We start from the raw sequence: 26,182 nt of genomic DNA on the forward strand, positions 1-26,182 counted from the left end.
TCAGGCCGCGACGCCGAACCGCTTGATCTCCCAGTGCAGCTCGTAGCCTGAGTTGTCCTTGACCCGGCGGCGGACCTCTTCGCCCAGCCCCTCGATATCGGCGGCGCTTGCGCCGCCGGTGTTGATCAGAAAGTTGCAGTGCATCTCGGAGACCTGCGCTCCGCCGATGCGCAGCCCGCGGCAGCCGGCCGCGTCGATCAATTGCCAGGCCTTGCCGCCTTCCGGGTTCTTGAAGGTCGAGCCGCCGGTGCGCTCCTTGATCGGCTGAGCCGCCTCGCGCGCCGAAGTCACCCGGTCCATCTCGGCAAGGATCGCCGCCTGGTCACCGGGCCGCCCCTGGAACAGCGCCGAGGTGAAGATGATGTCGGTCGGCGCCGTGCTGTTCCGATAGCTGAAGCCCATATCGGCATGCGACAGCGTCACGATCTCGCCCTTGCGGGTGACGCCGCGCGCCTCGACCAGCACGTCGGTGGTCTCGCCGCCATGCGCACCGGCGTTCATCCTGAGCGCTCCGCCGATGCAGCCGGGAATGCCACGATAGAAGGCGAGCCCGTCGAGCGAGGCATCGGCCGCGGCCCGCGCCACCTTCACGTCAGGAACAGCCGTGCCGGCACGCAACCGGTCGCCATCCTCGCGGACGATCTCGCCGAAGGCCTTGCCGGCGAGGCGAATGACCACGCCGGGAATGCCGCCATCGCGCACGATCAGGTTCGAGCCGAGCCCGACCACCGTGACCGGGATCTCGGCCGGCAGCCCGCCGAGCAGGTAGGCCAGATCGGCCTCGTCGGCCGGGGTGAACAGGACCTGCGCCGGCCCGCCGACGCGGAACCAGGTCAGCCCCGCCATCTCCTGATTGGCGAGCAGCCGCCCGCGCAGCTCTGGGGCGGCGGCGCGGAGGTCGGGGGTGATGTCGGCGAAGCTCACTGCTTCGCCCCCAGCGCCGCCAATTCCCCCGGCAGGGCATAAGCCCACTGCGTGATATTCCCCGCCCCGAGGCAGACCACGTAATCGCCCGGCCCGGCCAGCTCGGCGACCATGCCGGCAAGCTTGTCGGGGGATTCGAGCGGCAGCGTGTGACGATGGCCGCGTGCCTTGATCGCCGCCACCAGCGAATCGCGGTCCGCCCCCGCGATCGGCTGCTCGCCGGCCGCATAGGTGTCGGCGATGATCACCGTGTCGGCGTCGTTGAAGCAGGCGGCGAAGTCGGCGAACAGGCTCGACAGGCGGCTGTAGCGATGCGGCTGCATCACCGCGATGACCTTGCCCTTGGTCGAGGCGCGCGCCGCCTTGAGCACGGCGGCGATCTCGACCGGGTGATGACCGTAATCGTCGAAGATCAGCGCGCCGTTCCACTCGCCGGTCTTGGTGAAGCGGCGCTTGACGCCTCCGAAGCCGGCGAGCGCCTCGCGGATGCGCGGCACGGGAATGCCGAGGTCATAGGCGACCGCGATCGCCGCCGTGGCGTTGAGCGCGTTGTGATGGCCGGGCATCGGCATCAGGAGATCGCGGACCACCTCGTCACGGCCGGTCTTGCGGTCGCGGATGAGCAGCGTGAACTTCGCCTGCCCGCCGGAGAGGTCGATGTCGATCAGGCGGAAATCGGCCTGCGGGTTCTCGCCATAGGTGACGACGCGGCGGTCGGTGATCTGGCCGACGAGGCCCTGCACCGTCGGGTGGTCGATACACATCACCGCGAAGCCGTAGAACGGCAGGTTCTCAACGAAGGAGCGGAACGCCGCCTTGATCGCGTCGAAGGTGCCGAAATGGTCGAGATGCTCGGGATCGATATTGGTGACGATCGCGACGTCGGCGGGGAGCTTCAGGAAGGTGCCGTCCGACTCGTCGGCCTCGACCACCATCCAGTCGCTCTCGCCCATGCGGGCATTGGTGCCGTAGGCGTTGATGATGCCGCCATTGATCACGGTCGGGTCGAGCCCGCCCTTCTCGAGCAGGGTCGCAACCAGCGAGGTCGTGGTCGTCTTGCCATGGGTACCGGCAATGGCGACGCAGCTCTTCAGCCGCATCAGCTCGGCCAGCATCTCGGCGCGGCGCACCACCGGCAGGCGCTTTTCGCGCGCCGCCATCAATTCGGGATTGTCGCGCTTGATCGCGGTCGAGACCACGACGACCTCGGCCTCGCCGATGTTCTCGGCCTTGTGGCCGACGAAGGTGGTGATGCCCTTCTCGGCCAGGCGCTTGACGTTGGCGCCGTCGGAGGCGTCCGAGCCCTGCACCTTGTAGCCGAGATTGTGCAGGACTTCGGCGATGCCGGACATGCCGATGCCGCCAATGCCGACGAAATGGATGGAGCCGAGCTTCGGCGGCAGCTTCATGATGGATACGTCCTGAACAGTTCAGCCTTGGGCGGTCTGCAGCACGAGCCGCGCCAGGCGGTCGGCCGCATCCGGTATGCCCGCGCTCTTGGCCGCCTGAGCCATCGCCGTCAAGCGGTGCGGCTCGGCAAGCAGCGTGGAAAGCTCGGCGGCGAGGCGCCGCGGCGAGAAATCATTCTGCAGGATCATCATGGCGCCGCCGGCCCTGGCGAGCACGCCGGCATTGGCGGCCTGGTCCTGGTCGAGCGAGCCCGGCAGCGGCACCAATAGCGACGGACGGCCGATCACCGTGAGCTCGGCGACTGTCGAGGCGCCCGAGCGCCCGATCACCAGCTGCGATGCCGCCATCCGCGCCGGCAGATCCTTGAAGAAGGGTGCCAGTTCGAATTTGATGCCGAGCGAGGAATAGATCTTCCTGACACGCTCGTCGTCCTCGGCCCGCGCCTGCTGGACGATCGACAGGCGGGAGCGCTCCTCGGCTGAGAGCAGCTGGATCGCCGGCGGTACGATGTCGGCCATCACCCGCGCGCCCTGGCTGCCGCCGAAGACGAGCAGATTGAGCCGCCCCTCCGGCTCGGCATAGGGCGAGGTCGCCTCGATCACCGCCGGCCGCACGGGATTGCCGACCTGCGTGCATTTCTTGGCCTGCTCCGGCGTCAGCCCGCCGACCTCGGCGAAGCCGGTGGCGATCGCCTTGACCCGGCTGGCGAGGAAGCGATTGGCCCGCCCGATCACCGCGTTCTGCTCGTGCAGAAGCGTCGGCACGCCCATCAGCGCCGCCGCGAAGACCGGCGGCACCGTCGGATAGCCGCCGAAGCCGACGACGATCGCCGGCCCGAGCTGCTTGATTGCCTGACGCGCAGCGAGCCCACCCTTCAGCAGCACCAGCGCCGCCTTCGCCATCGCGACCGGCGACTTGCCCGACGGCGTCGCCGCCGGCACCGCATGGATCGATTCCGCCGGGAAGTTGCCGGCGTATTCGGCGGCCCGCGTATCGGTGATCAGCGCGACCCTGGCGCCGGCGCGGTGCAAAGCATGGCTCAGCGCCTCCGCAGGAAAGAGATGTCCGCCCGTGCCGCCGGCGGCGAGCACGACGAGCGGTGCCTGCCCAGTGCTCACGAGCGCCGCCCCGTCCCGTTGAGGCTCTCCGAGCGCGGCCGCTTGCGAGTCAGCGCCAGCAGGAAACCGGTGCCGAGCGCCAGCGAGATCAGCGAGGAGCCGCCATAGGAGATGAACGGCAAGGTCATGCCCTTGGCCGGCATCATGTGCAGGTTCACCATCATGTTGATCGCGGCCTGGATGCCGAACAGCAGAGCAAGCCCGGTGACGCCGAGGCGCACGAACGGGTCCTCGGCGCGCTGCGCCACGAATAGCGCCCTGAGGACGATGATCGCGAACAGCAGCACCAGCACCATGCAGACGACGATGCCGAACTCCTCGGCCGTCACCGCGAAGATGAAGTCGGTATGGGCGTCCGGCAGGATGCGCTTGACCGTGCCCTCGCCCGGGCCCTTCCCGAACCAGCCGCCCTGCGCGAAGCTTTCCAGCGCTGTGTCGACCTGGAAGGTGTCGCCGGAGCCCTTGTCCATGAAGCGCTCGATACGGGCGCGCACGTGCGGCACCAGCTCATAGGCTATGAACAGGCCGACCGCGCCGATGCCGCCAAGCCCCATCACCCAGAACCAGTGCAGCCCGGCGACGAAGAACAGCCCGGCCCAGACCAGGGTGATCAGGATGGTCTGGCCGAAATCCGGCTGCAGCACGAGCGGCACGATCGTGATCGGCAGCAGCAGGAAGGCGATGATCGTGCCCGGCAGCTCGGGCCGGCGATGCCCTTCGGCGAAAGCCCAGGCGGCGAGCACGACGAAGGCCGGCTTGACGAATTCGGAAGGCTGGATCGAGCCGAGCGGCCCGAGCGTCAACCAGCGCTTGGCGCCCTTGACCTCGACGCCGAAGAACAGCGTGGCGACCACGCCGGCGAGCGAAAACAGGAAGATGATCAGCGCAATCCGCCGCACCTGGCGCGGCGCCAGCAGCGAGGTCGAGAGGAAGATCGCCAGCGCGACCAGGAGATAGACCACCTGGCGGTTGACGAAATGGAAGGTCGACAGGCCGAGGCGCTCGGCGACCGGCGGCCCGCCCGCCATCAGCAGCACAACGCCGGAGACCATCAGCGCCACCAGCGTCGTCAGGATGATGCGGTCGATCGACCACCACCAGCGGCCGCTCAGGCTCGGTTCTGCGCGCGAGACCATCGTTCAAAGGCTCCGTACGGGCGGGCAGATCGAGGCGCCCGCTCCGGCGAATCACTCTGTCAATGAATGGTTAACCGATTGATTCCGAGTCGAGCTTTGCCGGCGGTCGGACGCGCCTGCCAACGGGCTTCTCAGCCTTCGGAATAGGGGCTTCCATCCTTGTGCAGGAAACGCCCGTCGCTGCTCGGGCTCATCATGTCGATATCGGAACAGGTGATCACGTCGTCGGGAGAGCGGCTGCCGACTTCGAGATAGACGGCGACTTTGTCCGAGCGGTTGATCATGTGATGGCCGTTGCCGCTGTTCTTGGCGAAGGCGGCGCAGTCGCCGGCGCGCAGCACGGTCTCGCCCTCGTCCTCGACCAGCACCAGCTCGCCTTCGAGCAGATAGACGAACTCGTCCTCATGCGAATGCCAGTGGCGCTGGCTCGACCAGCCGCCCGGCGGCAGCCGCATCAGGTTGACGCCGAAATCGGTCAGGCCGCCGGCATTGCCGAGCCGCCTGCGGATGCGGTTCGCGCAAGGAGCGTCGAACGGCTTCGGATAGCCCGAGCCCTTGCGCTCGGGAACGGCTGCGACGTCGATCTTGGGCATGGGGATGCTCCGGATACCTGGCAGCGCCGCGGAGCCGGTGGCTACGCCAGCGCTGCGACGCGCTCCACCTTGATCTCGTCCTCATGGGCGCGGGCTTCGACAAGATCATAGGCGGCCTGCATCCGCAGCATCGTCTCAGCCCGGACACCGAATGCCTTTTCGAAGCGGATCGCCATCTCGGCCGACAAGGCCGCCTTGCCGTTGAGGAGGTTGCTCATCGCCTGTCGCGTCACGCCCAGCTTCTCGGCAGCGACGGTCACGCTCAAGCCATAGGGCTCGACGATTTCGGTCCGCAGCCACGCGCCGGGATGAACGGCAAAGCTCGAATGAAGCTTGATGGCCATCAGTGATAATCCTCCAGATCGATATCTTCGATCGCGAGAGCTTGATTGACGCGAAACGTCATGCGCCAGTTCTTCGTCACGACGAGTGACCATTCGCCGGCTCGGTCGCCCGTGAGCTGATGAGCCCCGTAATTGGGCGGGTGCTTGAGCTCGTCCGCAGCATCGATCGCAACCAGATAGGCGAGCATGTTCCGCAGCCGATCGACGAGATTTCCGGGCAGGCCTTTGCTTTTCCCGGTCTCTGCGAACTGTCGAAGCGCTTTGTGCCTGATGCCCGCGATCTCCATCGGAGGAGACTAGCGCGGAGCACGTCGCGCGTCAATTGTCACTTGACAGTCAAGTTATCGACCGACCGCCTCGAAACCGGGCAGCGCCTTGACCAGCGCCCGGAAAGCATCGCCCCGGACCTCGAAATTCGGGAACTGGTCGTAAGACGCGCAGGCCGGCGAGAGCAGCACGGCGATCTCGCCGCTCCCCTGCTGCGCCAGCGCCGCCTTCGTCGCGGCAGCGACCGCCACGTCGAGCGTGCCGCTCCGCTCGTAAGTCACGCGGCCGTCTTCGTCGAACGTCCCGGCGAAAAGGTCGCTCGCCGCGCCGATCAGATAGGCGGAGGCGATGTTGGGAAAATATCGCCTGAGCGACTCGATGCCGCCCTCCTTGGCCTTGCCGCCGAGGATCCAGAAGATCTCGCGGAAGGAGGTCAGCGCCTTCTCGGTGGAGTCGGCATTGGTCGCCTTGGAATCGTTGATGAAGACGACGCGGCCGATGCGGCCGAGCTCCTCCATCCGGTGCTTCAGGCCGGGATAGCTCCTGAAGCCGGCGGCGATCTCCTCAGCTGTCAGGCCAAGCGCTGTGCAGGCGGCAAAGGCGGCCGCCGCGTTCTGGGCATTGTGGCTGCCGCGCAAGCTGCCGATACCGGCGAGATTGGCGACGACCCTGGGCTTGCCGTCCTTGACCTCGACGATACGGGTATCGAGCTGGCCGGCATTGGCGGTGACGCCAGCGAAGACGCCTTCGTCCAGCGGCTGCTCGCCGCTGATCTTGACCAAAAGCTTGCCCGAAGCGGCGCGGCGGCGCGCCATCTGCTTCGACGGCTCGTCGTCGACGCCGATCACGGCGATGTCGGAGGCGGCGACCAGCCGCTCCTTGATCGCGCCATAGGCCTCGAAGGTGCCATGCCGGTCGAGATGGTCCGGCGTCAGGTTCATCTGGATGCCGACCGTCGGCTTGATCGAGGGGGCGAGGTCGATCTGGAAGGTCGAGCACTCGACGACATGGATGCGATCGAGAGCCGGCGGCTCCAGCGCCAGCACGGCGGTGCCGATATTGCCGCCCATCTGCACGTCGCGGCCGGCGGCCTCGAGCACATGGGCGATCAGAGCCGTGGTGGTCGATTTGCCGTTTGTGCCGGTGATGCAGATCACCGGCGCGGCGGGCGCAATCTTCGCCCGCTCCAGGAAGAACAGTTCGATGTCACCGATCACCGGGACATTCGCAGCCTTCGCCTTCTCGACCGTCCAATGCGGCGCGGGATGGGTCAGCGGCACGCCGGGCGAGAGCACGAAGGCGGCAAAGCCCGACCAGTCGGCGCTGGTAAGATCGACGACGTCGAGCCCCTCGGCCGCCGCCTTGTCGCGGCTCGCCTGATTATCGTCCCAGCAGGCGACCTTGGCGCCGCCGGCGACGAGCGAGCGCGCAGTTACCAGGCCCGAACCACCGAGGCCGAACAGGGCGACCTTGCGCCCGGCAAAAACGGTGACGGGCGTCATAGTCTTCTCGCTTTCATAAGCCAGCGCACGCCCCCTTTGTCATTCCGGGGCGCGCCACAGGCGCGAACCCGGAACCCACGACCGGGTGAGATATCAAATGCCCAGTCGCGGGCGCCTCGCCCAGCCGTGGGTTCCGGGTTCTTCGCTACGCGAAGCCCCGGAATGACAAAAGTGGGTCCGACCAACAACGATCCGACAGATGTCAATACAGCCTCAACGCAGCTTCAGCGTGGCGAGGCCGACCAGCGCCAGCACCACAGAGATGATCCAGAAGCGGATCACCACCTGCGGCTCGGTCCAGCCCAGCTTCTCGAAATGGTGGTGGATCGGCGCCATCAGGAAGACGCGCTTGCCGGTGCGCTTGAACACCGCGACCTGGATGATCACCGAGAGCGCCTCGACCACGAACAGGCCGCCGACGATGGCGAGGACGATCTCGTGCTTGATCGCGACCGCGATGGTGCCGAGCATGCCGCCAAGGCCGAGCGAGCCGGTGTCGCCCATGAAGATCTGGGCCGGCGGCGCGTTGAACCAGAGGAAGCCGAGCCCCGCCCCCATCATGGCGCCGCAGATCACGGCGAGTTCGCCGACACCAGGCACATGGTGGATCTGCAGGTAGTTGGCGAAGATGGCGTTACCCGCGAGATAGGCGATGAAGCCGAAGGTACCGGCCGCGATCATCACCGGAACGATGGCGAGCCCGTCAAGCCCGTCGGTCAGGTTCACCGAATTGCCGGCGCCGACCACGACGAAGGCGGTGACCACCGGGAACAGGATGCCGAGCGGGATCATCCATTCCTTCAGGAACGGCAGGGCGAAGCCGCTGGCGATCGCGGGCGGGCTGACCTGCATGATCGCCGTGCAGGCGGCGAGCGCGATGACGATCTCGAGGCCGAGGCGCGCCTTGCTGGAGAAGCCCTTGTGCGACTGCTTCGTCACCTTGAGGAAGTCGTCATAGAAGCCGATCGCGCCATAGCTCGCGGTGACGCCGAGCACGATCCAGACATAAGGATTGCGCAGATTGCCCCAGAGCAGCGTCGCGACGAACAGCCCGGTCAGGATCATCAGGCCGCCCATGGTCGGCGTGCCGCGCTTGGCGAGATGCGATTCCGGCCCGTCGGTGCGGATCGGCTGGCCCTTGCCCTGCTTGATCCTGAGCCAGGAGATCGCCGCCGGTCCGAAGAAAAAGACGAAGAGCAGCGCCGTCGCGGTCGCCCCGCCGGCGCGGAAGGTGATGTAGCGGAAGACGTTGAGGACCGGGAACGATCCCGCGAACTCGGCAAGCCAAACCAGCATCGAACCTTGTTCCTTACTCAGTCGTCGGCCTGGACGACCGGGAAACGGGCCGTCATCGCCTTGACGATTGGCCCCATGCGCGTACCCAGCGAGCCCTTCACCGTGACGACGTCGCCGGCGCGGACCGCATCGAGCACATAGGGCTCGAGGCTGCTCGCCTGTGCGGCATAAGCGCCGCGGCGGTGCGATGGCAAGGCGTCGTAGAGGGTTCTCATCAGCGGACCGCAGGCGAAGACGAGGTCGATGCCGTTACCGGTGACCGCGTCGGCGAGCCCCTTGTGCAGCTCCGGTGCGGTTTCGCCGAGCTCCAGCATGTCGCCGAGCACGGCGATGCGCCGCCCCCTGCCCGACACCGGCATGCGGCCGAGATTCTCGATCGCTGCCCGCATCGAGGCCGGGTTGCCGTTATAGCTCTCGTCGATCAGCGTGAACGGACCGGCCGGCGCATGCAGCACCTGCCGGGCGCCACGGCCCGATGGCGGCACCAGATCGGCGAGCGCCAGCGCGGCCAGAGCGAGATCGGCGCCGAGCGCCTCGGCCGCCGCCAGCACCGCGAGCGAGTTGAGCACGATATGCTTGCCCGGGCTGCCGAGCTTGTAGGTCACCGGCCGGCCCATGACATTGGCCTCGGCGGTCGAGACATCGGGCTTCAAGGAGCAGCCGATCAGCCGGACATCCGCGGCTTCGCTCTCGCCGAAGGAGATGACCCGCCCTGCCCCGGCTGCCAGCGCCAGCTCACGCAGCAGGCCGGCCTGCGGGATGTCGGCGTTGATGATCGCGGTGCCGCCCGCCTTCAACCCATTGAAGATCGCCGCCTTCTCGCGGGCGATGCCCTCCAGCGACTCGAAGGCGGCGAGGTGCACCGGCTGGATCGTGGTGATCACCGCGACATCGGGCTGGACCATCTTCGCCAGCGGCAGGATCTCGCCGGGCGCGTTCATGCCGATCTCGTAAACGCCGTAGCGCACGTCGCGGGGCGTCCGGGTCAGGGTGAGCGGCACGCCCCAATGGTTGTTGTAGGAGGCGACCGGCGCATGGGTCTTGCCCTGGCGCGAGAGCACGAGGCGCAACGCTTCCTTGGTACCGGTCTTGCCGACTGAGCCGGTGACGGCGACGACTTTGGCGCTGAGCTCGGCTCTGCGCGCCATGCCGGCCTGCTCCATGCCGCGTAGAACATCGGGAACGATGGCGAGCGGCGCGTTGGCCGGGAAGGCGCCAGCATGCGCCTCGTCGACCACCGCGAGCGCCGCGCCCTTGTCGAGCGCCGCCGCCACGAAGTCATGCCCGTTGCGCGCCTCGCCGGTGATGGCGAAGAAGGCCTCGCCGGGTTCCAGCGTGCGCGTATCGATCGAAGCGCCGTTCACGGCGGCCGGCACGGGCCCTTGCGAACGGGCGCCCATCGCCTCGATCAGGCGCGCGCCGGTCCACAGCGGTTCGGTGGTCATCCCAGTCTTCCCCCAGCCAAGGCTGCGATCGCCTCGCGGACCACCTCATGGTCCGAGAACGGCAGCGTCCGATCGCCGATGATCTGGCCAGTTTCATGGCCTTTTCCGGCTACGACAAGGACATCCCCAGGCTGCAGCATGGTGACACCGGCCGCGATCGCCTCGGCCCGGTCGCCAATCTCCTTGAGACGCTCGGGCGCCGCGGCCAGCACCTCGGCGCGGATCGCAGCGGGATCCTCGCTGCGCGGATTGTCGTCGGTGACGATGGCGATGTCGGCGCCATCAGCGGCGATGCCACCCATCAGCGGGCGCTTGCCACGGTCACGGTCGCCGCCGCAGCCGAAGACGCAGATCAGCCGGCCGCTGGCGTAAGGGCGCAAGGTCTTCAGCACGGCTGCGAGCGCATCGGGCTTGTGGGCATAGTCGACGACGACAAGTCCGCCACTATGTTCGCCGACCCGTTCCAGCCGGCCGGGAACACCTTGCAGGCCGGCGATGGCACGCACCGAAGCTGCCGCATCCTCGCCCGTCGCGATCGCGAGCCCGGCTGCGACCAGCGCATTGCCGGCCATGAAATCGCCGACCAGCGGGAGCAGCACTTCGGTCGTCACGCCATCGACGTCGATCGTCAGGCGCTGCGAAAAGCCCTCGCGGACGACGTCGAGCAGTTTCAGGCGATCGCCGCCGCGACCGATGCCGATCACGAGATGACCACCGGCCTTCGCCGCCGCCTCGGCCTTATCGGCATAGGGCTCGTCGCGGTTGATCACCACCGGCGCGCCGGCCGGCAGCAATGTCCAGAGCCGCAGCTTGGCCGCAAGATAGTCCTCGATGCTCGGATGGTAGTCGAGATGGTCGCGGCCGAGATTGAGGAAGGCGCCAGCCGCAAGCCTGACCCCGTCGAGCCGGTGCTGGTCGAGCCCATGCGAGGAGGCTTCCATCGCAAGATGCGTGACGCCATCGCCCGCCAGCCGGTCGAGCGAGGCGTGCAGCGAGACCGGGTCCGGCGTGGTCAGCGAGCCGTAATCGGCACCGGCCTCGGTGACGATGCCGATCGTGCCGACGCTCGCCGCCTTGCGGCCGAGTGCCATGAAGATCTGGCGGGTGAACTCGGCGACCGAGGATTTGCCGCTGGTGCCGGTGACGGCGACGACCGTGCCGGGCTGGCGCGGATGCACCTTGGCTGCAGCCAGCGAGAGGGCAAGACGCGGATCTGCCACCTGCGCGTAAGCGACCCCGGCGGGCAGATCGGCGGGACGCTGCCCGCTCGATACGATCGCAGTCGCTCCACGTTGAACTGCATCGCTGATGAAGCGCGCGCCATCGGCCTTGGCGCCGGCGAGCGCGACGAAGGCTTCGCCGGGCGCGGCCTTGCGGCTGTCGAAGGAGACGCCGCCGACGCGGCGCTCGCCTGCGTCGGCGAAGGCTCCCGGGAAGAGCTGGTCGAGGCTGAAGCCGGTATCAGTCACAAGCGCATATCCTTGCCGGGCGCGGGACCCCGCGCGTCAGTCTCGGGCGAAGCAGAGCGTAGACCCGAGAAGCTCATGCAGGATCAAGCTCCCTTCCGTCCAGAGATGCTCGGGCCGGGCCCGAGCATGGCTCCCCCTTACCGCGAGCCCCAGGCGCCGAGCTTGGCCATCAGCGGGAACGGCGACGGCGGCGGCTCGAAGCGCGGCGCCATGCCGAGGATCGGCGCGGCCCGCTCGATCACCTTGCCGGTGGTCTTGCCGGCGTTCCAGGCCGCGGTCGAGTAGCCGCCGCTCTCGGCATAGCCCTTTGGCTCGTCATAGATGGCGAGGAAGACGTAGCGCGGCTTGTCCGAGGGCGCGATCGCCGTGAAGGTGGTGAAGTTCTTGTTCTTGGCGTAGCGGCCGTTGATGACCTTTTCGGCAGTGCCAGTCTTGCCGCCGACGAAGTAGCCGGGAATGTCGGCGAAGCGGGCCGAGCCCTTCTCGCCATTGATGCGCATGATGAAGCGCATCGCCTCGGAGGTTTCCGGCTTGATCACCCGGATCGCGTCCTTCTTGGCCTCCTCCTCGGAGCGCTTCAGGAAGGTCGGCTTGATCAGGTAGCCGCCATTGACCAGCGCGCCCACCGCCGCCAGCGCCTGGATCGGCGCGACCGCGAGGCCGTGTCCGAAGGCGATCGTCGCCGTGTTGATCTCGCCCCAGCGCTGCGGGACGATCGGCGAGGCGCTCTCCGGCAGCTCGGTCGTCATCCGGTCGAGCTGCATCATCTTCTTCAGGAACGCCTTGTGGCCCTCGACGCCGACCGAGAGCGCCATCTTGATCGAGCCCATGTTCGACGAGTGCAGGAACACTTCCGGCACGGTCAGGGTGCGGCCGGTGCCGTGGTATTCCTTGATGACCTGGCGGCCGAACCGCATCATGCCGCCGGCGGTCGAATAGCTCGAATTGATGTTGGCCTTGCCGGAATCGAGCGCCATCGCGATGGTCAGCGCCTTGAAGGTCGAGCCCATCTCGTAGACGCCGACATTCATCCGGTTGATCCGGTCCTTCTCCAGCGCGTCGACCGGGTTGCCGGGGTCGAAATCGGGCAGCGAGACCAGCGCGATCATCTCGCCGGTGTTGACGTCCATGACGGCGCCGGCCGCCGCGATCGCCCGGTATTTCTCGATGCCCTTGACCAGTTCGTCGCGCAGCAGGTGCTGGACGCGCATGTCGATCGAGAGCTGCACCGGCTTGAGGTCGGAGGCCTGCACTGCGAAGCCCGCCCCGTTCAGGTCCTGCAGACCTTGCGAGTCGATGTACTTCTCGATGCCGGCGATGCCGATATTGTCGACATTGGCGAAGCCGAGCACATGGGCCGCGACATTGCCGTTCGGATAGACGCGCTTGTTCTCCGGCACGAAGCCGACGCCGGGGATGCCGAGCCGGTGCACCTCGGCCTGCTGGCGCGGCGTGATCTCGCGCTTGACCCAGACGAACCCCTTCTTGGTGCCGAGCTTGTCGCGCAGCTCCTTGGCGTTGAGATCGGGCAGGACTGCGGTGAGGAGCTCGGTCGCCTCGTCCTTGTCGAGGATGTTGCGCGGCTCGGCGAAGACCGAGACGGTGCGGATGTCGGTGGCGAGCTGGACGCCGTTGCGGTCGAGGATGTCGGGCCGCGCCGCCGAGATCGCGTTCGAGGTCGCCCGGCGCAGGCCGACCTGGTCACTCGGGAAGGCGCCGAGCATGACGAGCCGGCCGACGATCGCGAGGAACAGGCCGCTGAAGCCGAGGATGACGAGACCGACGCGCGGCTCGCTCTTCTCGCCGCTCATCCGGAAGATGTCGCGCAGCCACTCGGTGCGGAAGCGCCATTTGCGCTTCACGGCCTCGGGTTGGGCGATCGGGGCGGCGGCGATCTCGGGCGCCGACGGCTGGTTGGGCTCCTGGCTCATGGGCGGGCTCCCGGCGTCGTCGCGGTGTTGCTCTTGCGGTCCCTGGGGGTCTCGGTCGGCAGGCCGAGGCCGAGATCCTCGAGCTTGCGGCCGATCGAATCCACCTTCGGTCCGCGATTGGGGATGTCGGACAGGCGCACGATCTGGTTCGTCTGCAACGGCTGCAGGTCGAGATGCTTGTCGGCCAGTGCCTGCAGTCGCTCCGGGCGATTGAGGAACTGCCATTCGGCCTTCAGCACCGCGATCGCCTCACGCTCGCGCTGGGCCTTGGCCTTGAGCTTCTGCAGCTGCTCGGCCTGCAGCGTCGTCTCGTATTTGATCGAGTAGGCATAGAGCGCCGAGGAGACCAGCGCGCCGATGGCGATGATGTGCAAGAGCTTGATCACGCTCAGCTCCTCCGGCGGGTTTGCGGCGCGGGAACGACGGCGAGTTCGACGAGGTCGGGATCGGGCGCGCGCGGCGGCGCCTCGGTGCGCTCGGCGGCGCGCAACTTGGCCGAGCGGGCGCGCGGATTGGCTCTCGTCTCGGCTTCGGATGGCGCGACCGGCCCCTTGGTCACCAGCCTGAACGTCGCCTGCGGGGCAGCCGTCGCCGGGGCGTGGCGCGAGCCGCCCGGCGCCCTGCCCGAACGCTCGGCGAAGAACTGCTTGACGATCCGGTCCTCGAGCGAATGGAAGGTCACGACCGAGAGCCGCCCGCCCGGTCCGAGTACGGCCTCGGCGCCGTGCAGCGCCCGGACCAGCTCGCAGAGCTCGTCGTTGACTGCGATGCGCAGCGCCTGGAAGGTCCGCGTCGCCGGATGGGCGCCGCCGGGCTCGCCCCGAACGATGCCGGCGACGAGATCGGCGAGCTGCTTGGTCGTCGTGATCGGCGCCTTGCGCCGGGCCTCGACGATGGCGCGGGCAACGGCGCGCGAGCGGCGCTCCTCGCCATAGTGATAGATGATGTTGGCGAGCACGCCCTCATCGGCCTCGTTGACGAGCTCGGCCGCGCTCTGGCCGCCCGCCTCCATCCGCATGTCCAGCGGCCCGTCATAGCGGAACGAGAAACCGCGCTGGGCCTGGTCGAGCTGCATCGAGGAGACGCCGATGTCGAGCACGACGCCGTCGAGCGGCGTCATCTTGAAGCGCTCGGCCTCCTCGGCCAGTGCGCCGAAGCGCGCTTCGGCCAGCGTCAATCGCCCGCCCATCGCCGCGACGAGGCCGGCACCGCCGGTGATCGCACTCGGATCGCGGTCGAGTGCGAGCAGCGTCGCCTTCGGCTCGCGCTCCAAGAGCGCGCGCGAATAGCCGCCGGCGCCGAAGGTGCCGTCGAGATAGCGGCCTCCTGCTTTCAGGTCGAGCGCGTCGAGCGCCTCGTTCATCAGCACTGGGATATGCGGTTCGCTGCTCATGCCGGCCTCGCGCCCAATGTCCGCCGGACGTCGCGCAGCTTCGCCCTGGCCTCCTCGAGATGCGCCTTGAAGCGCTCCGGCTCCCAGATCTGGAACTTGTGGCCCTGCCCGACGAAGGTGACGGTATCGCCGATGCCGGCATGCGCCTTCAGCGTCTCGCTCAGCATGATCCGCCCTTCCGGGTCGACCTTCAACACTTCCGAGGTGCCGTTCAGCGCCGTCGAGAGCGATTCCCACTCCTCCGAGAACGGCGAGAAGCGCGACAGGATCTCGTCGATCGTCGCGCGCAGCGCATGGCCGCCGCAGTCGAGACTGAACTGGTCGAGCGCCGGATAGACGTAGAGCCCTTCGTAGCCATCCTTCGCCAGCACGGCGCGGAACGGAGCCGGGATCGAGACCCGCCCCTTGGCATCGAGCTTGTTGGTGAAATGGGAGACGAAGCGGTCCGTCAACGCCGCCTCCAGGTCGGACTTCCAGCCGCGCCGCCAGGGCGCGAAGCGAGCCGGCAGGAACCGGCGATCGATAGTCCCGCCGATCCCGACATGGCGGGGCCGTCAGCCAGGATCCGCGCGGCACACGGGCCCTGACTTGCTGCTTGCCTGTCGGTCTCGACGGGATGATTTGGGATAGCATGGGACAATATGGGCGTCAACGGATCCAACGCTGCGGACGCGGGTCTGCCCGAGCCTGCGGACATCACAGCCCGTTAAGGTTAACTATCCGTAAACACGAGGATTTTGGCGCGCGAAAGCCGGCGCGTAGCGCTCCTTCAGCCGGCCGGCTGGACCAAGCTGCGCGGAAATATTTTTGGGGCGGCTGGGCCCTGCCCTGCTGGCCTCAGTCCTCGGCCGTAGCCCGGCGCAGCAGCGCCTCGCGCAAAGCCTGGACATCACCGAGCAGACGGCCCGCCGGGACACCGCTGTCCTCGACCGCGCAAGGCACCGGATTGGGTGCGCTACCCGCCTTCTCACGCAGGAGCTGGCCCGCCTCGCTCAGCTCGACCAGCACCTGGCGCTCATCCTCCCGGCCGCGCTTGCGCAGGATCAGGCCATTGCCCTCCAGGCGCTTCAGCAGCGGCGTCAGCGTGCCGGAGTCGAGCCCCAATCGCTCGCCGATCGCCTTAACGCTCTGGCCGTCCTGCTCCCACAGCACCAGCATGACCAGATATTGCGGATAGGTTAGCCCGAGCTCGGCCAGGAACGGCCGATAGGCCCGGTTGAAGGCATGGGCGGCCGAATAGACCGCAAAGCAGATCTGCTCGTCGAGCCCGCGCACCGTCGTCGCCTTCGCATCCTTCGTCATGACCTTGCCGCCTGTTGCCCGCATCATGGCTCGGTGGGCAGGGGGAGCGATCCGATCGGATCGGAACAACCCGCCCATGAAACAGTCTCCCCTGCGATGAATCCAAGATACCCTCTCATCGCATCGAATACCGCCTCGTTCACGGAAATGTGAATTGCAGACAATTCAATTGTACACAATCTAATTCTCATCGACCACGGCGGATGGACCGCCAACCAAGGAGAGCAGAGATGAAGATCCTCTACACCGCCCATGGTTCCGCCACCGGCGGCCGCGAAGGCCAGGCCGCGACCGACAGCGGCAACGTCAAGGTCGTGCTGAACACCCCGAAGGAGCTCGGCGGCGGCGGCGGCGACGGCACCAATCCCGAGCAGCTCTTCGCCATGGGCTACTCCGCCTGCTTCCTCGGCGCGCTGAAGTTCGCCGCCGGCAAGGAGGGCGTGAAGATCCCGGACGACGCCCGCGTCAGCGCCGATGTCGGCATCGGCCCGCGCGATGACGGCAAGGGTTTCGGCATCGCCGCCAAGCTGACGATCTCGGCGCCCGGCATCGACAAGGCCAAGCTCGAGGACCTCGTCCAGAAGGCCCACATCGTCTGCCCGTACTCGGACGCGACCCGGGGCAACATCGACGTCCAGCTGACGGTTGCGGCCTGACCCTACGCAACCCATCTGATCCTCACGGCCGGACATTCCTCCGGCCGTGAGACGATTTGGCCCGCCCGGAGCGAGCCTCGTTTCCGGAAGCCTCAACCTCAAAGCCTCTGGAACATCCCCATGATCGATCGCCGCCATTTCCTCGCAGCGGCCGCCGCCACTGCGCTCGCGCCCGTTCTGCCGGCCACAGCCCGCGCGCCCCTCTCCGGCAACCAGGTTCCGGGCATCTATCGCCGCAAGCTCGGCGATCTCGAGATCACCGCGATCCTCGACGGCTATGTCCCGCTCGGCGCCAAATCCTTCAGCAGCGCCGACCCGGCGACTGTCGGCCAGCTCGTCGCCGGCGCCGGTCTCGACGAAAGCTTGCCGACCTCGGTCAACGCCTTCGTCGTCAACAGCAAGGACCGAACCTATCTGATCGACTCCGGCTCGGGCGCCTGGAACGGCATGGGCAACACCATGGGCCGGGCCGAGGCCAATCTGCGCGCCGCCGGCATCGAGCCGGCGCAGATCGACACGATCATCCTGACCCATGCCCATCCCGACCATCACGAAGGCCTGCTGACGGCCGAGAAGACCGCGCGCTTCCCCAATGCCGAGCTCGTCATCCACGAAACCGAATACGCCTTCTGGCACGATGACGGCATCCTCAGCCAGGCGCCGGCCGAGGCCAAGCCGTTCTTCGCCTCGGCCCGCGGCGCACTCGCGCCCTATACTGCCCGCACCCGCAAGGTGAAGGCGGGCGAGGTCGCTCCCGGCCTGACGCTGGAGCACGCCCCCGGCCATACGCCGGGCCACAGCATCCTGCGGCTCTCCTCCGGCAACCAGCAGCTCCTGCTCGTCGGCGACAGCATCCACAATGTCGTGCTGCAGACGGCCCAGCCCGAGATCACCTTCGTCTTCGACACCGACGGCAAGCAGGCCGCGGCCTCGCGCCAGCGCGTGCTCGACATGGCGGCGGCGGACAAGCTTGTGTTCACCGGAGCGCACATGCCCTTCCCCGGCTTCGGCAGGGTGAGCAAGGAAGGCAACGGCTATCGCTTCGCCACGGCGGAATGGAGCTATACGCTCTGAATAGCGAAAGGGCCGGGATCGCTCCCGGCCCTTTTCGTAACAGAAGGGGTGCCAGCCGGCCTGTAAGCCGGGTTCTGGACGGCCGGGAGCAGGCTCCCGCAGGAACTTGCCCCCGACGTGACGGCCATTCCTCTGGGACGCGCATTGCTGCGTGCCTCGAGCAACCAACCCGGACGACTGGACCTGGAAACCGGCCCCTCCTCCCTTGCGGGCGAGCATCGTCCCTATTCGGTTTTGCTCCCGGTGGGGCTTGCCATGCCGTCCCCGTTGCCGGGTCCGCGGTGCGCTCTTACCGCACCTTTTCACCCTTACCACGTGCCGAAGCCCGCGGCGGTTCGATCTCTGTGGCGCTTTCCCTGGGGTCGCCCCCGCCGGACGTTATCCGGCACCGTGTTTCCGTGGAGCCCGGACTTTCCTCCCCTGCCGAAGCAGGAGCGGCCGTCCGGCCGACTGGCGGGCTCCCTCTGCGCTGGAAAGGCCGGAGCCGTCAAGCACATACGCAATCCCGTCAGGGGATTGCGTGTTCCGCTCGTTGAAAATCACGCAAGTGCCTGATTTTCAACGATGGATGAATCCGGCATCGCGAAGCGATCTGCCGGAATACGAGATCAGTTGCTGGCGGAGATGGTGTGCGCACTGCCGGAGATGCTGCGGACCTTGGCGCAATAGGTGCGGTTGGCGCCGCTCATGCGGTTAGCGAGATGGCCGCTCTGGTACTTCATCACGGTGCGGCAGGTGTCGCCGCCGGCGAGGCGATAGGCCTGGCCGAGATATTTCATGCCGTAGCGGGCATTGGTCTCGGCATCGAGCAGACCGGAAGCACCGCCCGCATAGCCGACGCCGCGCGCCGTCTGGTGGCGGATCTGCATCAGGCCGAAATTGCCGGCATGGGCGGCACGCGGGTTGTAGCGGCTCTCGACGCGGACCACGGCATCGGCCAGCGCGAACGGCACGCCATTGGCGGCGGCATGGCGGGCGACCAGCGCACGCAGGCCCTCCGAACCGGCCGGCGCCGCGAGCGGCTTGCGGGCCTCGCGCACGCCCCTCTCGGCCTTCGCCGAGGCCTTGCGCCCGCCCTTCGTCTCGGCGGTCTCCGGGGTCGCCTTCTGCGAATCCTGGCCCTGCTCGGCAGCGGCGGCCTGGCGCCTGATTTCGGCCTCTCGCACGATGAAGGCGCGGGCGTCGGTCTCGGCGTTCACCTGGGCAAAAGCGGGTTGAAGAAAGGCCAGGCAAATCGCGAAGGCGGCGCAGCCGCTACCAGAGATTTTCATCATGCAGGAGGAGCCTCATCTATCGGCACGAGCCAAGAACGGTGCGGCGAAATGATAGATGAATGTGACGACAATCTGGCCGATACGAACAAATTTCAATCGATTCCGAAAGAAGATCGATTACTTTAGCCTCGCTCCGAAAGCAGTAATTATCATGTATTGAGCGGCGGAACGATTCATCCTCGCGGGCGTTGACGCAGTCATGGCGGCAGGCCAAATCATCGCCGCATTGCGACCGCAATTACCGGTCGCAATGCAATAAAGTCGGCTCCGGCCGAGACCGTGCTGCTGGATGCGACCCGCGAAGGGGGAACGAGATGAAGAAGTTGATCGCAATGGCGGCCGTCGGGCTGGCGCTGGGCGCCTGCACGCCGCATGAGGAACGCGTCGGCGGCGGTGCCGTGCTCGGCGCTGCGACGGGCGCCGTCATCGGCGGGCTCGCCACCGGCCGCGCCGGCGGAGCCCTCGCCGGAGCGGCGATCGGCGGCGCCAGCGGCGCCATCATCGGCTCGGCCACCTCGCCCTATCGCCGCGGCGGCTACTACTATGACGACGGCTATTACGGCGGCTGCCCCTATGGCTATTATCGCGACCGCTGGGGCCAGCTGTATTGCCGCTGAGCCGGTTGCATTCTACGCAGGAGCCGCGGCCGATCCGGCCGTGGCTGGATGAACGATGACCTCATCATTCTGGGGGCTTCTGGGCGGCGGTGGCCTGGGCTTCGCGCTGGGCGGGCCGCTTGGCGCGCTCGTCGGCGCGCTCGCAGGGCACGTCCTGATCGACCGGGAGGGCGCGCTCTTCGGCCCTGCCCCCAAGCAGTTGATCTTCACCACCGGCCTCGTCGCGCTCGCCGCCAAGATGGCGCGCGCCGACGGGGTGGTGACGCGTGAGGAGATCGCCGCCTTCGAGCGCATCGTCGAGGTGCCGGAGGAGCAGAAGGCCCAGGTCGAGCGCCTGTTCGACCTCGCCAAGCAGACCAGCGCCGGCTTCGAGGCCTATGCCCAGCAGATCGCCGAGGCCTTCCGCGACGAACCGGCCTTGCTCGAGGACGTGCTCGACGGTCTGTTCCTGATCGCCGCCGCCGACGGCGCGATCCATGAGCGCGAGCACGCCTATCTGCGCGACGTCGCCACGATTTTCGCCATCGACGAGGCCGGCTTCGCCCGCATCGAGGCGCGGCACCTGCGCCGCCGCGACGATCCCTATCTCGTGCTCGGCGCCAGCCGCGAGATGAGCGACGGCGAGCTCAAGCAGCTGCATCGCCGCCTCGTCCTGGAGAACCATCCCGATCGCGAGATCGCCCGCGGCCTGCCCGAAGAAGCGGTCTGTATCGCGACGCGCCGTCTTGCCTCCATCAACGCCGCCTGGGACGCGATCGAGAAGGAACGCGGCATCGGCCGCAGAGAACCGGAGCCGGCGTGAGCCTCACCCTCGCACCCGACAGCCGCTTCGCCGCCAAGGTCTTCCCCTCGCCCAACCATGGCGAGCGCAAGTTCCGCGACGGCGCGACTGGACGCCGCCCGGACACGCTGATCCTGCACTACACCGGCATGGCCGATGCCGGAGAAGCGCTGCAGTGGCTGTGCAATCCGGCCTCGCAGGTCTCCTCGCATTATTTCGTCTTCGAGAACGGCCACACCCTCCAGCTCGTGCCGGAGGAGCGCCGGGCCTGGCATGCCGGCGCCTCGCACTGGGCCGGCGAGACCGATCTCAACTCGGCCTCGATCGGCATCGAGATCGCCCATCCCGGCCATCCCGCCGGCTTGCCCGATTTTCCCGAAGCACAGATCGCCGCGACGCTGAACCTTTGCCGCGACATCTGCGAGCGCTGGCAGATTCCGCCCGAGCGCGTGCTCGCCCATTCCGACATCGCCCCAGGCCGCAAGATCGATCCCGGCGAGAAATTCCCCTGGCGCCGTTTCGCCGAGGGCGGCGTCGGCCTCTGGACCCTGCCGGCGCCGATCAAGGGCGGCCGCTTCTTCGCCCGCGGCGATGCCGGCCCGCCGGTCGAGGCGCTGCAGGCGATGTTCGCCATGCTCGGTTACGGCGTTGCGGTCGACGGCACTTATGACGAGCGTTTCGAGGCGGTCGTCGCTGCCTTCCAGCGCCATTGGCGGCCGGACAAGGTCGACGGCGTCGCCGACGGCTCGACCATCACCACGCTGCGTGACCTCCTGGCGCTGACCCAGGACGCCCGGACGGGCTGAATCCCCGCATCCGGCAAGCTTTCCGCAACATTGCAGCGAGTTAACTCGTCTCACCCGCCTGAATCTGGCATGATGTGCGGCAATGGAAGGCTGGGATTGTTCCCGGCCTCGGAGGGTGAACGGACGTGCGTCTCTGGGCAATCGGTGCGGTGGTCGGCGCGGGCGCGCTGGCAGCCGGCTATTTCGCGCTGCGGCCGACCGGCGGCGCCGCCAACGATACGCCCTACCGCACCGCCGCGATCGACCGCGGCCGGATCACCGCTTCCGTCCGCGCCACCGGCACGCTGACCCCGATGACGACCGTCGTGGTCGGCTCGCAGCTCTCCGGCCAGATCGTCGAGATCCTCGCCGACTATAATTCGCAGGTGAAGGCCGGCCAGGTCGTCGCCCGCCTCAACAGCGACCAGATCAAGACCCGCCGCGATGCCGCCGCCGCAGATTTGCAGCAGGCCAGGGCCGACCTCGTCGTCAAGCGCGCCCAGCTCGATCGGGCCAAGGTGGCGCGGACCAAGGCGAACTCGACCGTCAACGATCTCGAAGCGCAGCGCGACCGCACCCGCGCCCAGCTCGCCGACGCCAGGCGCACCTTCGATCGCCAGAACGAATTGTTCACGCGCGGTGCCGGCGCGCAGCAGGGCCTCGACAGCGCCCGCACCCAGGTCGAGATCCAGACCGCGACCCTCGCCTCGAACGAGGCGCAGATCGCCTCGCTCAAGGCCGAGATCGGCGGGCTCGACGCCGACATCGCCTTGGCGGAGGGCCAGGTCCAGTCCGGCGAGGCTGCGATTTCCCAGCGCGACGCCAAGCTCAAGGACATCCTGATCGATCTCGAACGCACCGACATCCGCTCGCCGGTCGACGGCGTCGTCGTCCAGCGCCAGGTCGATCTCGGCCAGACGGTCGCCGCCTCGCTCTCGGCGCCGGTGCTGTTCCAGATCGCGCAGGACCTGCGCACCATCGACATCTACGCCAATATCGACGAGGCCGATGTCGGTCGGCTCAAGGTCGACCAGGACGTCTCGTTCAGCGTCAACGCCTATCCGAACCGCACTTTCCAGGGGAAGGTGCAGATGGTCCGTCTGGGCGCCCAGACCATCCAGAACGTCGTCACCTATACCGGCGTGGTCAGGGTCGCGAACCGCGATCTCGCGCTCCTGCCGGGCATGACCGCCAACCTCCAGATCGTCACCGACGACCGGCAGGACGTGCTGCGCGTGCCCAATGCCGCCCTGCGCTTCCGCCCGCTCGGAGGGCCGACCGCCCTGCCCGCAGCAGCGCCGGCCGAGGCGCAAGCCGGTCGCAGCGGAGGCGGAGGTGGCGCGCGCGCTGCCGGTGCCCTGCGCGAGCGCATCGAGGAGGAGGTCCAGCCGACGCCCGAGCAGAAGCAGGCGATCGCCGCGATCATGTCCGAGCAGCGCGCCGGCAACCGTCAGGCCATGGCCGGCCTCTCCGAGGAGGAACGCCGCGTCGCCTTCCGCGCTGCCCGCACCGAAGTCCGCACCAAGATCGCCGCCGTGCTCGATCCCGAGCGCCGCGCCAAATTCGAGGCGCTGATGCAGGAAGGCCGCCCGGCGGCGCAGAGCGATGTCACCCCGGGGCGCGTCTACGTGCTCGACGGCGAGGGTCAGCCCAAGCCGGTCGCGATCCGGCTTGGCCCGAGCGACGGCGCCTTCACGCAGGTCTTGCCGGTGGCCGGCATCGCCGAGGGCGTCGAGGTCGTGATCGGCGGCGGCCCGCGCAATGCCGAGCCCGCCTCCACCAGCCGCGGCCCGGCCCCGCGCGGCCCGCGGCTGTTCTGAGGTCGTTGCCATGGCCCTGATCGAGGTGCGCGATCTCTCTCGGGTCTACGATCTCGACTCCGGCCGCGTCACCGCGCTCGCCGGGGTCTCGCTCGACATCGAGGCGGGCGAACTCGTCGCGGTGATGGGCCCATCCGGCTCGGGCAAGTCGACCTTCATGAATCTGGTCGGCTGCCTCGACCGGCCGACCGGCGGGCATTACCGGCTCGACGGCGTCGCAGTCGAGACGCTCTCCAGCGACGGCCTCGCGACCTTGCGCAACCGCAAGCTCGGCTTCGTCTTCCAGCAGTTCAACCTGCTGCCGCGCGTCGATGCCTGCGCTAATGTCGAATTGCCGATGGTCTATGCCGGGCTCGACGGCAAGTCGCGGCGCGAACGCGCGCTCAATGCCCTCGCCCGCGTCGGCCTCGCCGACCGCGCCCACCATCGCCCGATGCAGCTCTCCGGCGGCCAGCAGCAGCGTGTCGCCATCGCCCGCGCGCTGGTCAACCAGCCGCGCCTCCTCCTTGCCGACGAGCCGACCGGCGCGCTCGACAGCCGTACCGCGCTGGAAATCCTTGCCCTCTTCCAGGACCTCAACCGCGAAGGCGTCACCGTCGTGCTGGTGACGCACGACGCCGAGGTCGCCCGCCATGCCCGCCGCGTCGTGCGCTTTCGCGACGGCCATGTCATCGCCGACACCCGCCAGGAGCCGGCCGACGCTCGCGCGGCGCTCGCCGCGCATGACAGCGCCGCCCCGCTGCCGGAGGCCGCCGAATGAGCCTCATCGAAGCCATCCGCTCGGCCCTCTCCGCCATCGGCGCCAACGCGCTGCGCTCGGCGCTGACCATGCTCGGCATCATCATCGGCGTCGCCGCCGTCATCGCCATGGTCGCGATCGGCTCGGGCGCCCGCGAACGCGTCGACAGCCAGATCAAGTCGCTCGGCGCCAATCTCGCCATCATCCAGGCCGGCAACGTCACCCAGGGCGGCGTGCGGCTGGGCGCCGGCGCCTCCTCGACCCTGACCGACGAGGACGCAAAAGCCGTCTTGGCCGAGGTCGAGGACGTCGTCGCCTCGGCCTCGGTGATCACCACCCGCGCCCAGGCCGTCTACGCCGGCACCAACTGGTCGACGACGATCACCGCGACCGATCTCGATTTCTTCACCGCCCGCGAATGGGGCCTCGCCGAAGGGCGGCTATTCGAGCCGGAGGAACTGCGCCGCGGCGAGATCGTCGCCATCATCGGCCAGACCGTGGCGAAGAACCTGTTCGGCGAGAGCGATCCGCTCGGCCAGATGTTCCGTATCCGCAACGTGCCGTTCAAGGTCATCGGCGTGATGTCGGGCAAGGGCCAATCGGCGCTCGGCCAGGACCAGGACGACGTCATCTTCGTGCCGCTCGACACCGGCCGGCGCCGCATCGTCGGCCGCAACTATGCCCGCGACCGCTCGGTGCAGACCATCATGGTCAAGTTCGCCAGCGAGGAGGCGATCAATCCCGGCATCGAGCAGACGCGCGCGCTCCTGCGCCAGCGCCACCGGCTGACAGAGGACCAGGAGGACGACTTCATCGTCCGCAACCTGACCGAGATCGCCAACACCGCGACAGCCGCCGCCAGCACCCTGTCCTGGCTGCTCGCCGCCGTCGCCGGCGTCTCGCTGCTGGTCGGCGGCATCGGCATCATGAACATCATGCTGGTCTCGGTGACCGAGCGCACCCGCGAGATCGGCCTCAGGCTCGCCGTCGGCGCCCGCCAGCGCGACGTGCTCTCGCAGTTCCTGATCGAGGCGACGACGCTGGCGACGATCGGCGGCGCCGTCGGCATCGCGCTCGGCATCGGGGCCGCCACCGCGATCGCGCGCTTTGCCGGCTGGCCCTTCGTGATCTCGCCGCAGACCATCCTGATCGCCGTCGGCGTCTCCGGACTGATCGGCGTCTTCTTCGGCTTCTACCCGGCAAGGCAGGCGGCGCGGCTCGACCCGATCGAGGCGCTCCGGCGCGAGTGAGAACCTGCCCACGCGGTAAGCTTCGTTAACTCTTCGGCCCTAGCGTCACCGGACTCAACCGATCACCGGGCGAGCGCATAGGGCCAGACCATGTCGCTTTCCGACGCCGAAGCCAGGCGCCTCTACGACCAGGCCGCATTGATGGCCTGCATCGGCGCCTGGGAATGCCGGCTCGCCGATACGCGCCTGAGCTGGACCGACGGCATCTACGACCTGTTCGGCCTGCAGCGCGGCTGCGTCATCAACCGCCGCTCGATCGTCGAGCTCTACCATGACGAATCCCGCGCCGAGATGGAGCGCCTGCGCGGCCGGCTGATCGCCAGCGGCCAGGGCTTCGTCATGGACGCCCGCATCTGCACCGCCAGCGGCGCCGAGCGCTGGATGCGCCTCTCCGCCTCGGTCACGCACGAGCATGGCCGGCCGGCCCGCATCCATGGCGCCAAGCAGGACATCACCGGCGAGAAGGACATGTGGATGGGCCTGCGGCGGCTCGCCTATAGCGACCCGCTGACCGGCCTCGCCAATCGCCGCGCCTTCGAGATGCAGCTCACGGATCTCCGCCGCCACACCGGCGACGCCTGCGCGCTCGGCCTGCTCGCCATCGTCGATCTCGACAATCTCAAGCCGATCAACGACCGGCTCGGCCATGCCGCCGGCGACGAATGCCTGCGCCAGATCGCCATGCGGCTGGAGAGCACGCTCAGCGACGCCGCGATCATTGCCCGCATCGGCGGCGACGAATTCGGCCTGCTCATCTGCTCCGCCGCCGGCCGCCCCTATCTGCTGCACCGGCTGGAGCAGGCGCAAGCGGCGCTGTCGCGCCCGGTCGTCTGGCGCGGCACGACCATCGAGGTCAGCGCCTCGATCGGCGCCACCATCCTGCGGCCTGGCCTGCTGCACGATCCCGAGCGGCGCTTCGCCGAGGCGGATTCGGCGCTCTACGTCGCCAAAGCCGCCGGCCGCAACTGCCTGCGCCTGTTTGGCGATCCCGTGGAGGTCGCGGGCGACGTCGCGATGGTCCGCGCCGGCGAGATGCACGTGGTCTGAGCGAGTAGC

26 protein-coding genes and 1 other RNA gene are annotated in these 26,182 nt (G+C 68.0%); 9 read left to right on the plus strand and 18 right to left on the minus strand.

The window, feature by feature from the left end; translation table 11 throughout:
* The 16 genes from murB to AC3WLC_RS25915 all read right to left on the minus strand — a co-directional run bounded on the left by murB (position 1) and on the right by AC3WLC_RS25915 (position 16,130).
* A complete protein-coding gene (gene murB / locus AC3WLC_RS25840; RefSeq protein WP_493686769.1) occupies positions 1–924 on the minus strand; it encodes a UDP-N-acetylmuramate dehydrogenase in 924 nt (307 codons plus the stop codon).
* On the minus strand, positions 921–2,333 hold the full coding sequence (gene murC, locus AC3WLC_RS25845; protein ID WP_493686770.1) for a UDP-N-acetylmuramate--L-alanine ligase: 1,413 nt from the start codon (positions 2,331–2,333) through the stop codon (positions 921–923). Before murC ends, murB begins: the two co-directional genes overlap by 4 nt.
* A 21-nt stretch (positions 2,334–2,354) precedes the next feature.
* Complete coding sequence (gene murG / locus AC3WLC_RS25850) at positions 2,355–3,452, minus strand: undecaprenyldiphospho-muramoylpentapeptide beta-N-acetylglucosaminyltransferase (RefSeq protein WP_493686771.1); 1,098 nt, start codon at positions 3,450–3,452, stop codon at positions 2,355–2,357.
* Positions 3,449–4,588, minus strand: coding sequence for an FtsW/RodA/SpoVE family cell cycle protein (locus tag AC3WLC_RS25855; protein WP_493686772.1), 1,140 nt, complete (start codon positions 4,586–4,588; stop codon positions 3,449–3,451). The genes murG and AC3WLC_RS25855 overlap by 4 nt, the downstream gene beginning before the upstream one ends.
* 131 nt (positions 4,589–4,719) lie before the next feature.
* Entirely contained in the window at positions 4,720–5,181 is a 462-nt protein-coding gene (locus AC3WLC_RS25860; RefSeq protein ID WP_493686773.1) for a cupin domain-containing protein, read from the minus strand.
* A gap of 41 nt (positions 5,182–5,222) precedes the next feature.
* The gene (locus tag AC3WLC_RS25865) at positions 5,223–5,525 is read right to left on the minus strand and encodes a HigA family addiction module antitoxin (RefSeq protein ID WP_326875075.1); all 303 of its coding nucleotides are present in this window, start codon (positions 5,523–5,525) and stop codon (positions 5,223–5,225) included.
* On the minus strand, positions 5,525–5,812 hold the full coding sequence (locus AC3WLC_RS25870; RefSeq protein WP_493686774.1) for a type II toxin-antitoxin system RelE/ParE family toxin: 288 nt from the start codon (positions 5,810–5,812) through the stop codon (positions 5,525–5,527). Before AC3WLC_RS25870 ends, AC3WLC_RS25865 begins: the two co-directional genes overlap by 1 nt.
* A 54-nt stretch (positions 5,813–5,866) precedes the next feature.
* Positions 5,867–7,294 (minus strand): UDP-N-acetylmuramoyl-L-alanine--D-glutamate ligase, encoded by a 1,428-nt coding sequence (gene murD, locus AC3WLC_RS25875; protein ID WP_493686775.1) that lies wholly within the window; start codon positions 7,292–7,294, stop codon positions 5,867–5,869.
* Between the two features lie 213 nt (positions 7,295–7,507).
* Positions 7,508–8,590 carry a phospho-N-acetylmuramoyl-pentapeptide-transferase gene (gene mraY, locus AC3WLC_RS25880; protein WP_493686776.1) on the minus strand — a complete coding sequence of 361 codons (1,083 nt, stop codon included), beginning with the start codon at positions 8,588–8,590 and terminating at the stop codon, positions 7,508–7,510.
* A gap of 17 nt (positions 8,591–8,607) precedes the next feature.
* Positions 8,608–10,035, minus strand: coding sequence for a UDP-N-acetylmuramoylalanyl-D-glutamyl-2,6-diaminopimelate--D-alanyl-D-alanine ligase (locus tag AC3WLC_RS25885; RefSeq protein ID WP_493686777.1), 1,428 nt, complete (start codon positions 10,033–10,035; stop codon positions 8,608–8,610).
* The gene (locus AC3WLC_RS25890; RefSeq protein ID WP_493686778.1) at positions 10,032–11,504 is read right to left on the minus strand and encodes a UDP-N-acetylmuramoyl-L-alanyl-D-glutamate--2,6-diaminopimelate ligase; all 1,473 of its coding nucleotides are present in this window, start codon (positions 11,502–11,504) and stop codon (positions 10,032–10,034) included. Before AC3WLC_RS25890 ends, AC3WLC_RS25885 begins: the two co-directional genes overlap by 4 nt.
* A 137-nt stretch (positions 11,505–11,641) precedes the next feature.
* Positions 11,642–13,435, minus strand: a complete 1,794-nt coding sequence (locus AC3WLC_RS25895) for a peptidoglycan D,D-transpeptidase FtsI family protein (RefSeq protein WP_493686779.1) — start codon at positions 13,433–13,435, stop codon at positions 11,642–11,644.
* Entirely contained in the window at positions 13,432–13,821 is a 390-nt protein-coding gene (gene ftsL / locus AC3WLC_RS25900; protein ID WP_493686780.1) for a cell division protein FtsL, read from the minus strand. The genes AC3WLC_RS25895 and ftsL overlap by 4 nt, the downstream gene beginning before the upstream one ends.
* A gap of 2 nt (positions 13,822–13,823) precedes the next feature.
* Positions 13,824–14,828: a 16S rRNA (cytosine(1402)-N(4))-methyltransferase RsmH gene (rsmH, locus tag AC3WLC_RS25905; protein ID WP_493686781.1), complete on the minus strand. Its 1,005-nt coding sequence runs from the start codon at positions 14,826–14,828 to the stop codon at positions 13,824–13,826.
* A complete protein-coding gene (locus AC3WLC_RS25910) occupies positions 14,825–15,280 on the minus strand; it encodes a division/cell wall cluster transcriptional repressor MraZ (protein ID WP_152013021.1) in 456 nt (151 codons plus the stop codon). Before AC3WLC_RS25910 ends, rsmH begins: the two co-directional genes overlap by 4 nt.
* A gap of 385 nt (positions 15,281–15,665) precedes the next feature.
* Positions 15,666–16,130, minus strand: coding sequence for a MarR family winged helix-turn-helix transcriptional regulator (locus AC3WLC_RS25915; protein ID WP_493686782.1), 465 nt, complete (start codon positions 16,128–16,130; stop codon positions 15,666–15,668).
* 230 nt (positions 16,131–16,360) lie between these two features.
* Between AC3WLC_RS25915 and AC3WLC_RS25920 the strand changes: the two genes are divergently transcribed.
* Positions 16,361–16,786: an organic hydroperoxide resistance protein gene (locus AC3WLC_RS25920; RefSeq protein WP_493686783.1), complete on the plus strand. Its 426-nt coding sequence runs from the start codon at positions 16,361–16,363 to the stop codon at positions 16,784–16,786.
* Positions 16,787–16,906: 120 nt separating this feature from the next.
* The gene (locus AC3WLC_RS25925) at positions 16,907–17,860 is read left to right on the plus strand and encodes an MBL fold metallo-hydrolase (RefSeq protein WP_493686784.1); all 954 of its coding nucleotides are present in this window, start codon (positions 16,907–16,909) and stop codon (positions 17,858–17,860) included.
* A 47-nt stretch (positions 17,861–17,907) separates the two neighbouring features.
* Here the strand turns inward: AC3WLC_RS25925 and rnpB are convergent.
* Positions 17,908–18,314, minus strand: an RNA gene (rnpB, locus tag AC3WLC_RS25930) — RNase P RNA component class A.
* Between the two features lie 154 nt (positions 18,315–18,468).
* Positions 18,469–19,134 (minus strand): lytic transglycosylase domain-containing protein, encoded by a 666-nt coding sequence (locus AC3WLC_RS25935; protein WP_493686785.1) that lies wholly within the window; start codon positions 19,132–19,134, stop codon positions 18,469–18,471.
* A 314-nt stretch (positions 19,135–19,448) separates the two neighbouring features.
* Here AC3WLC_RS25935 and AC3WLC_RS25940 point away from each other — a divergent pair, with 314 nt between their 5' ends.
* The 7 genes from AC3WLC_RS25940 to AC3WLC_RS25970 all read left to right on the plus strand — a co-directional run bounded on the left by AC3WLC_RS25940 (position 19,449) and on the right by AC3WLC_RS25970 (position 26,173).
* Positions 19,449–19,751, plus strand: a complete 303-nt coding sequence (locus tag AC3WLC_RS25940; protein WP_493686786.1) for a YMGG-like glycine zipper-containing protein — start codon at positions 19,449–19,451, stop codon at positions 19,749–19,751.
* Between the two features lie 55 nt (positions 19,752–19,806).
* A complete protein-coding gene (locus AC3WLC_RS25945; protein ID WP_493686787.1) occupies positions 19,807–20,553 on the plus strand; it encodes a TerB family tellurite resistance protein in 747 nt (248 codons plus the stop codon).
* Complete coding sequence (locus tag AC3WLC_RS25950; protein WP_493686788.1) at positions 20,550–21,338, plus strand: N-acetylmuramoyl-L-alanine amidase; 789 nt, start codon at positions 20,550–20,552, stop codon at positions 21,336–21,338. Before AC3WLC_RS25945 ends, AC3WLC_RS25950 begins: the two co-directional genes overlap by 4 nt.
* A 125-nt stretch (positions 21,339–21,463) precedes the next feature.
* A complete protein-coding gene (locus AC3WLC_RS25955) occupies positions 21,464–23,137 on the plus strand; it encodes a hypothetical protein (RefSeq protein ID WP_493686789.1) in 1,674 nt (557 codons plus the stop codon).
* 10 nt (positions 23,138–23,147) lie between these two features.
* Complete coding sequence (locus AC3WLC_RS25960; protein WP_493686790.1) at positions 23,148–23,897, plus strand: ABC transporter ATP-binding protein; 750 nt, start codon at positions 23,148–23,150, stop codon at positions 23,895–23,897.
* Complete coding sequence (locus AC3WLC_RS25965; RefSeq protein WP_493686791.1) at positions 23,894–25,126, plus strand: ABC transporter permease; 1,233 nt, start codon at positions 23,894–23,896, stop codon at positions 25,124–25,126. Before AC3WLC_RS25960 ends, AC3WLC_RS25965 begins: the two co-directional genes overlap by 4 nt.
* Positions 25,127–25,216: 90 nt before the next feature.
* Complete coding sequence (locus tag AC3WLC_RS25970; RefSeq protein WP_493686792.1) at positions 25,217–26,173, plus strand: diguanylate cyclase domain-containing protein; 957 nt, start codon at positions 25,217–25,219, stop codon at positions 26,171–26,173.
* The last annotated feature ends 9 nt before the right edge of the window (positions 26,174–26,182 follow it).

The organism is Allobosea sp. GW821-FHT03A12 (assembly GCF_058986765.1).

Coding starts and splice junctions, on each gene's coding strand:
- murC (WP_493686770.1), bottom strand. CDS start 2,333: ATGAAGCTGCCGCCGAAGCTCGGCTCCATCCATTTCGTCGGCATTGGC.
- AC3WLC_RS25855 (WP_493686772.1), bottom strand. CDS start 4,588: ATGGTCTCGCGCGCAGAACCGAGCCTGAGCGGCCGCTGGTGGTGGTCG.
- AC3WLC_RS25860 (WP_493686773.1), bottom strand. CDS start 5,181: ATGCCCAAGATCGACGTCGCAGCCGTTCCCGAGCGCAAGGGCTCGGGC.
- AC3WLC_RS25865 (WP_326875075.1), bottom strand. CDS start 5,525: ATGGCCATCAAGCTTCATTCGAGCTTTGCCGTTCATCCCGGCGCGTGG.
- AC3WLC_RS25870 (WP_493686774.1), bottom strand. CDS start 5,812: ATGGAGATCGCGGGCATCAGGCACAAAGCGCTTCGACAGTTCGCAGAG.
- murD (WP_493686775.1), bottom strand. CDS start 7,294: ATGACGCCCGTCACCGTTTTTGCCGGGCGCAAGGTCGCCCTGTTCGGC.
- mraY (WP_493686776.1), bottom strand. CDS start 8,590: ATGCTGGTTTGGCTTGCCGAGTTCGCGGGATCGTTCCCGGTCCTCAAC.
- AC3WLC_RS25885 (WP_493686777.1), bottom strand. CDS start 10,035: ATGACCACCGAACCGCTGTGGACCGGCGCGCGCCTGATCGAGGCGATG.
- AC3WLC_RS25895 (WP_493686779.1), bottom strand. CDS start 13,435: ATGAGCCAGGAGCCCAACCAGCCGTCGGCGCCCGAGATCGCCGCCGCC.
- rsmH (WP_493686781.1), bottom strand. CDS start 14,828: ATGAGCAGCGAACCGCATATCCCAGTGCTGATGAACGAGGCGCTCGAC.
- AC3WLC_RS25915 (WP_493686782.1), bottom strand. CDS start 16,130: ATGACGAAGGATGCGAAGGCGACGACGGTGCGCGGGCTCGACGAGCAG.
- AC3WLC_RS25920 (WP_493686783.1), top strand. CDS start 16,361: ATGAAGATCCTCTACACCGCCCATGGTTCCGCCACCGGCGGCCGCGAA.
- AC3WLC_RS25925 (WP_493686784.1), top strand. CDS start 16,907: ATGATCGATCGCCGCCATTTCCTCGCAGCGGCCGCCGCCACTGCGCTC.
- AC3WLC_RS25935 (WP_493686785.1), bottom strand. CDS start 19,134: ATGATGAAAATCTCTGGTAGCGGCTGCGCCGCCTTCGCGATTTGCCTG.
- AC3WLC_RS25940 (WP_493686786.1), top strand. CDS start 19,449: ATGAAGAAGTTGATCGCAATGGCGGCCGTCGGGCTGGCGCTGGGCGCC.
- AC3WLC_RS25945 (WP_493686787.1), top strand. CDS start 19,807: ATGACCTCATCATTCTGGGGGCTTCTGGGCGGCGGTGGCCTGGGCTTC.
- AC3WLC_RS25960 (WP_493686790.1), top strand. CDS start 23,148: ATGGCCCTGATCGAGGTGCGCGATCTCTCTCGGGTCTACGATCTCGAC.
- AC3WLC_RS25965 (WP_493686791.1), top strand. CDS start 23,894: ATGAGCCTCATCGAAGCCATCCGCTCGGCCCTCTCCGCCATCGGCGCC.
- AC3WLC_RS25970 (WP_493686792.1), top strand. CDS start 25,217: ATGTCGCTTTCCGACGCCGAAGCCAGGCGCCTCTACGACCAGGCCGCA.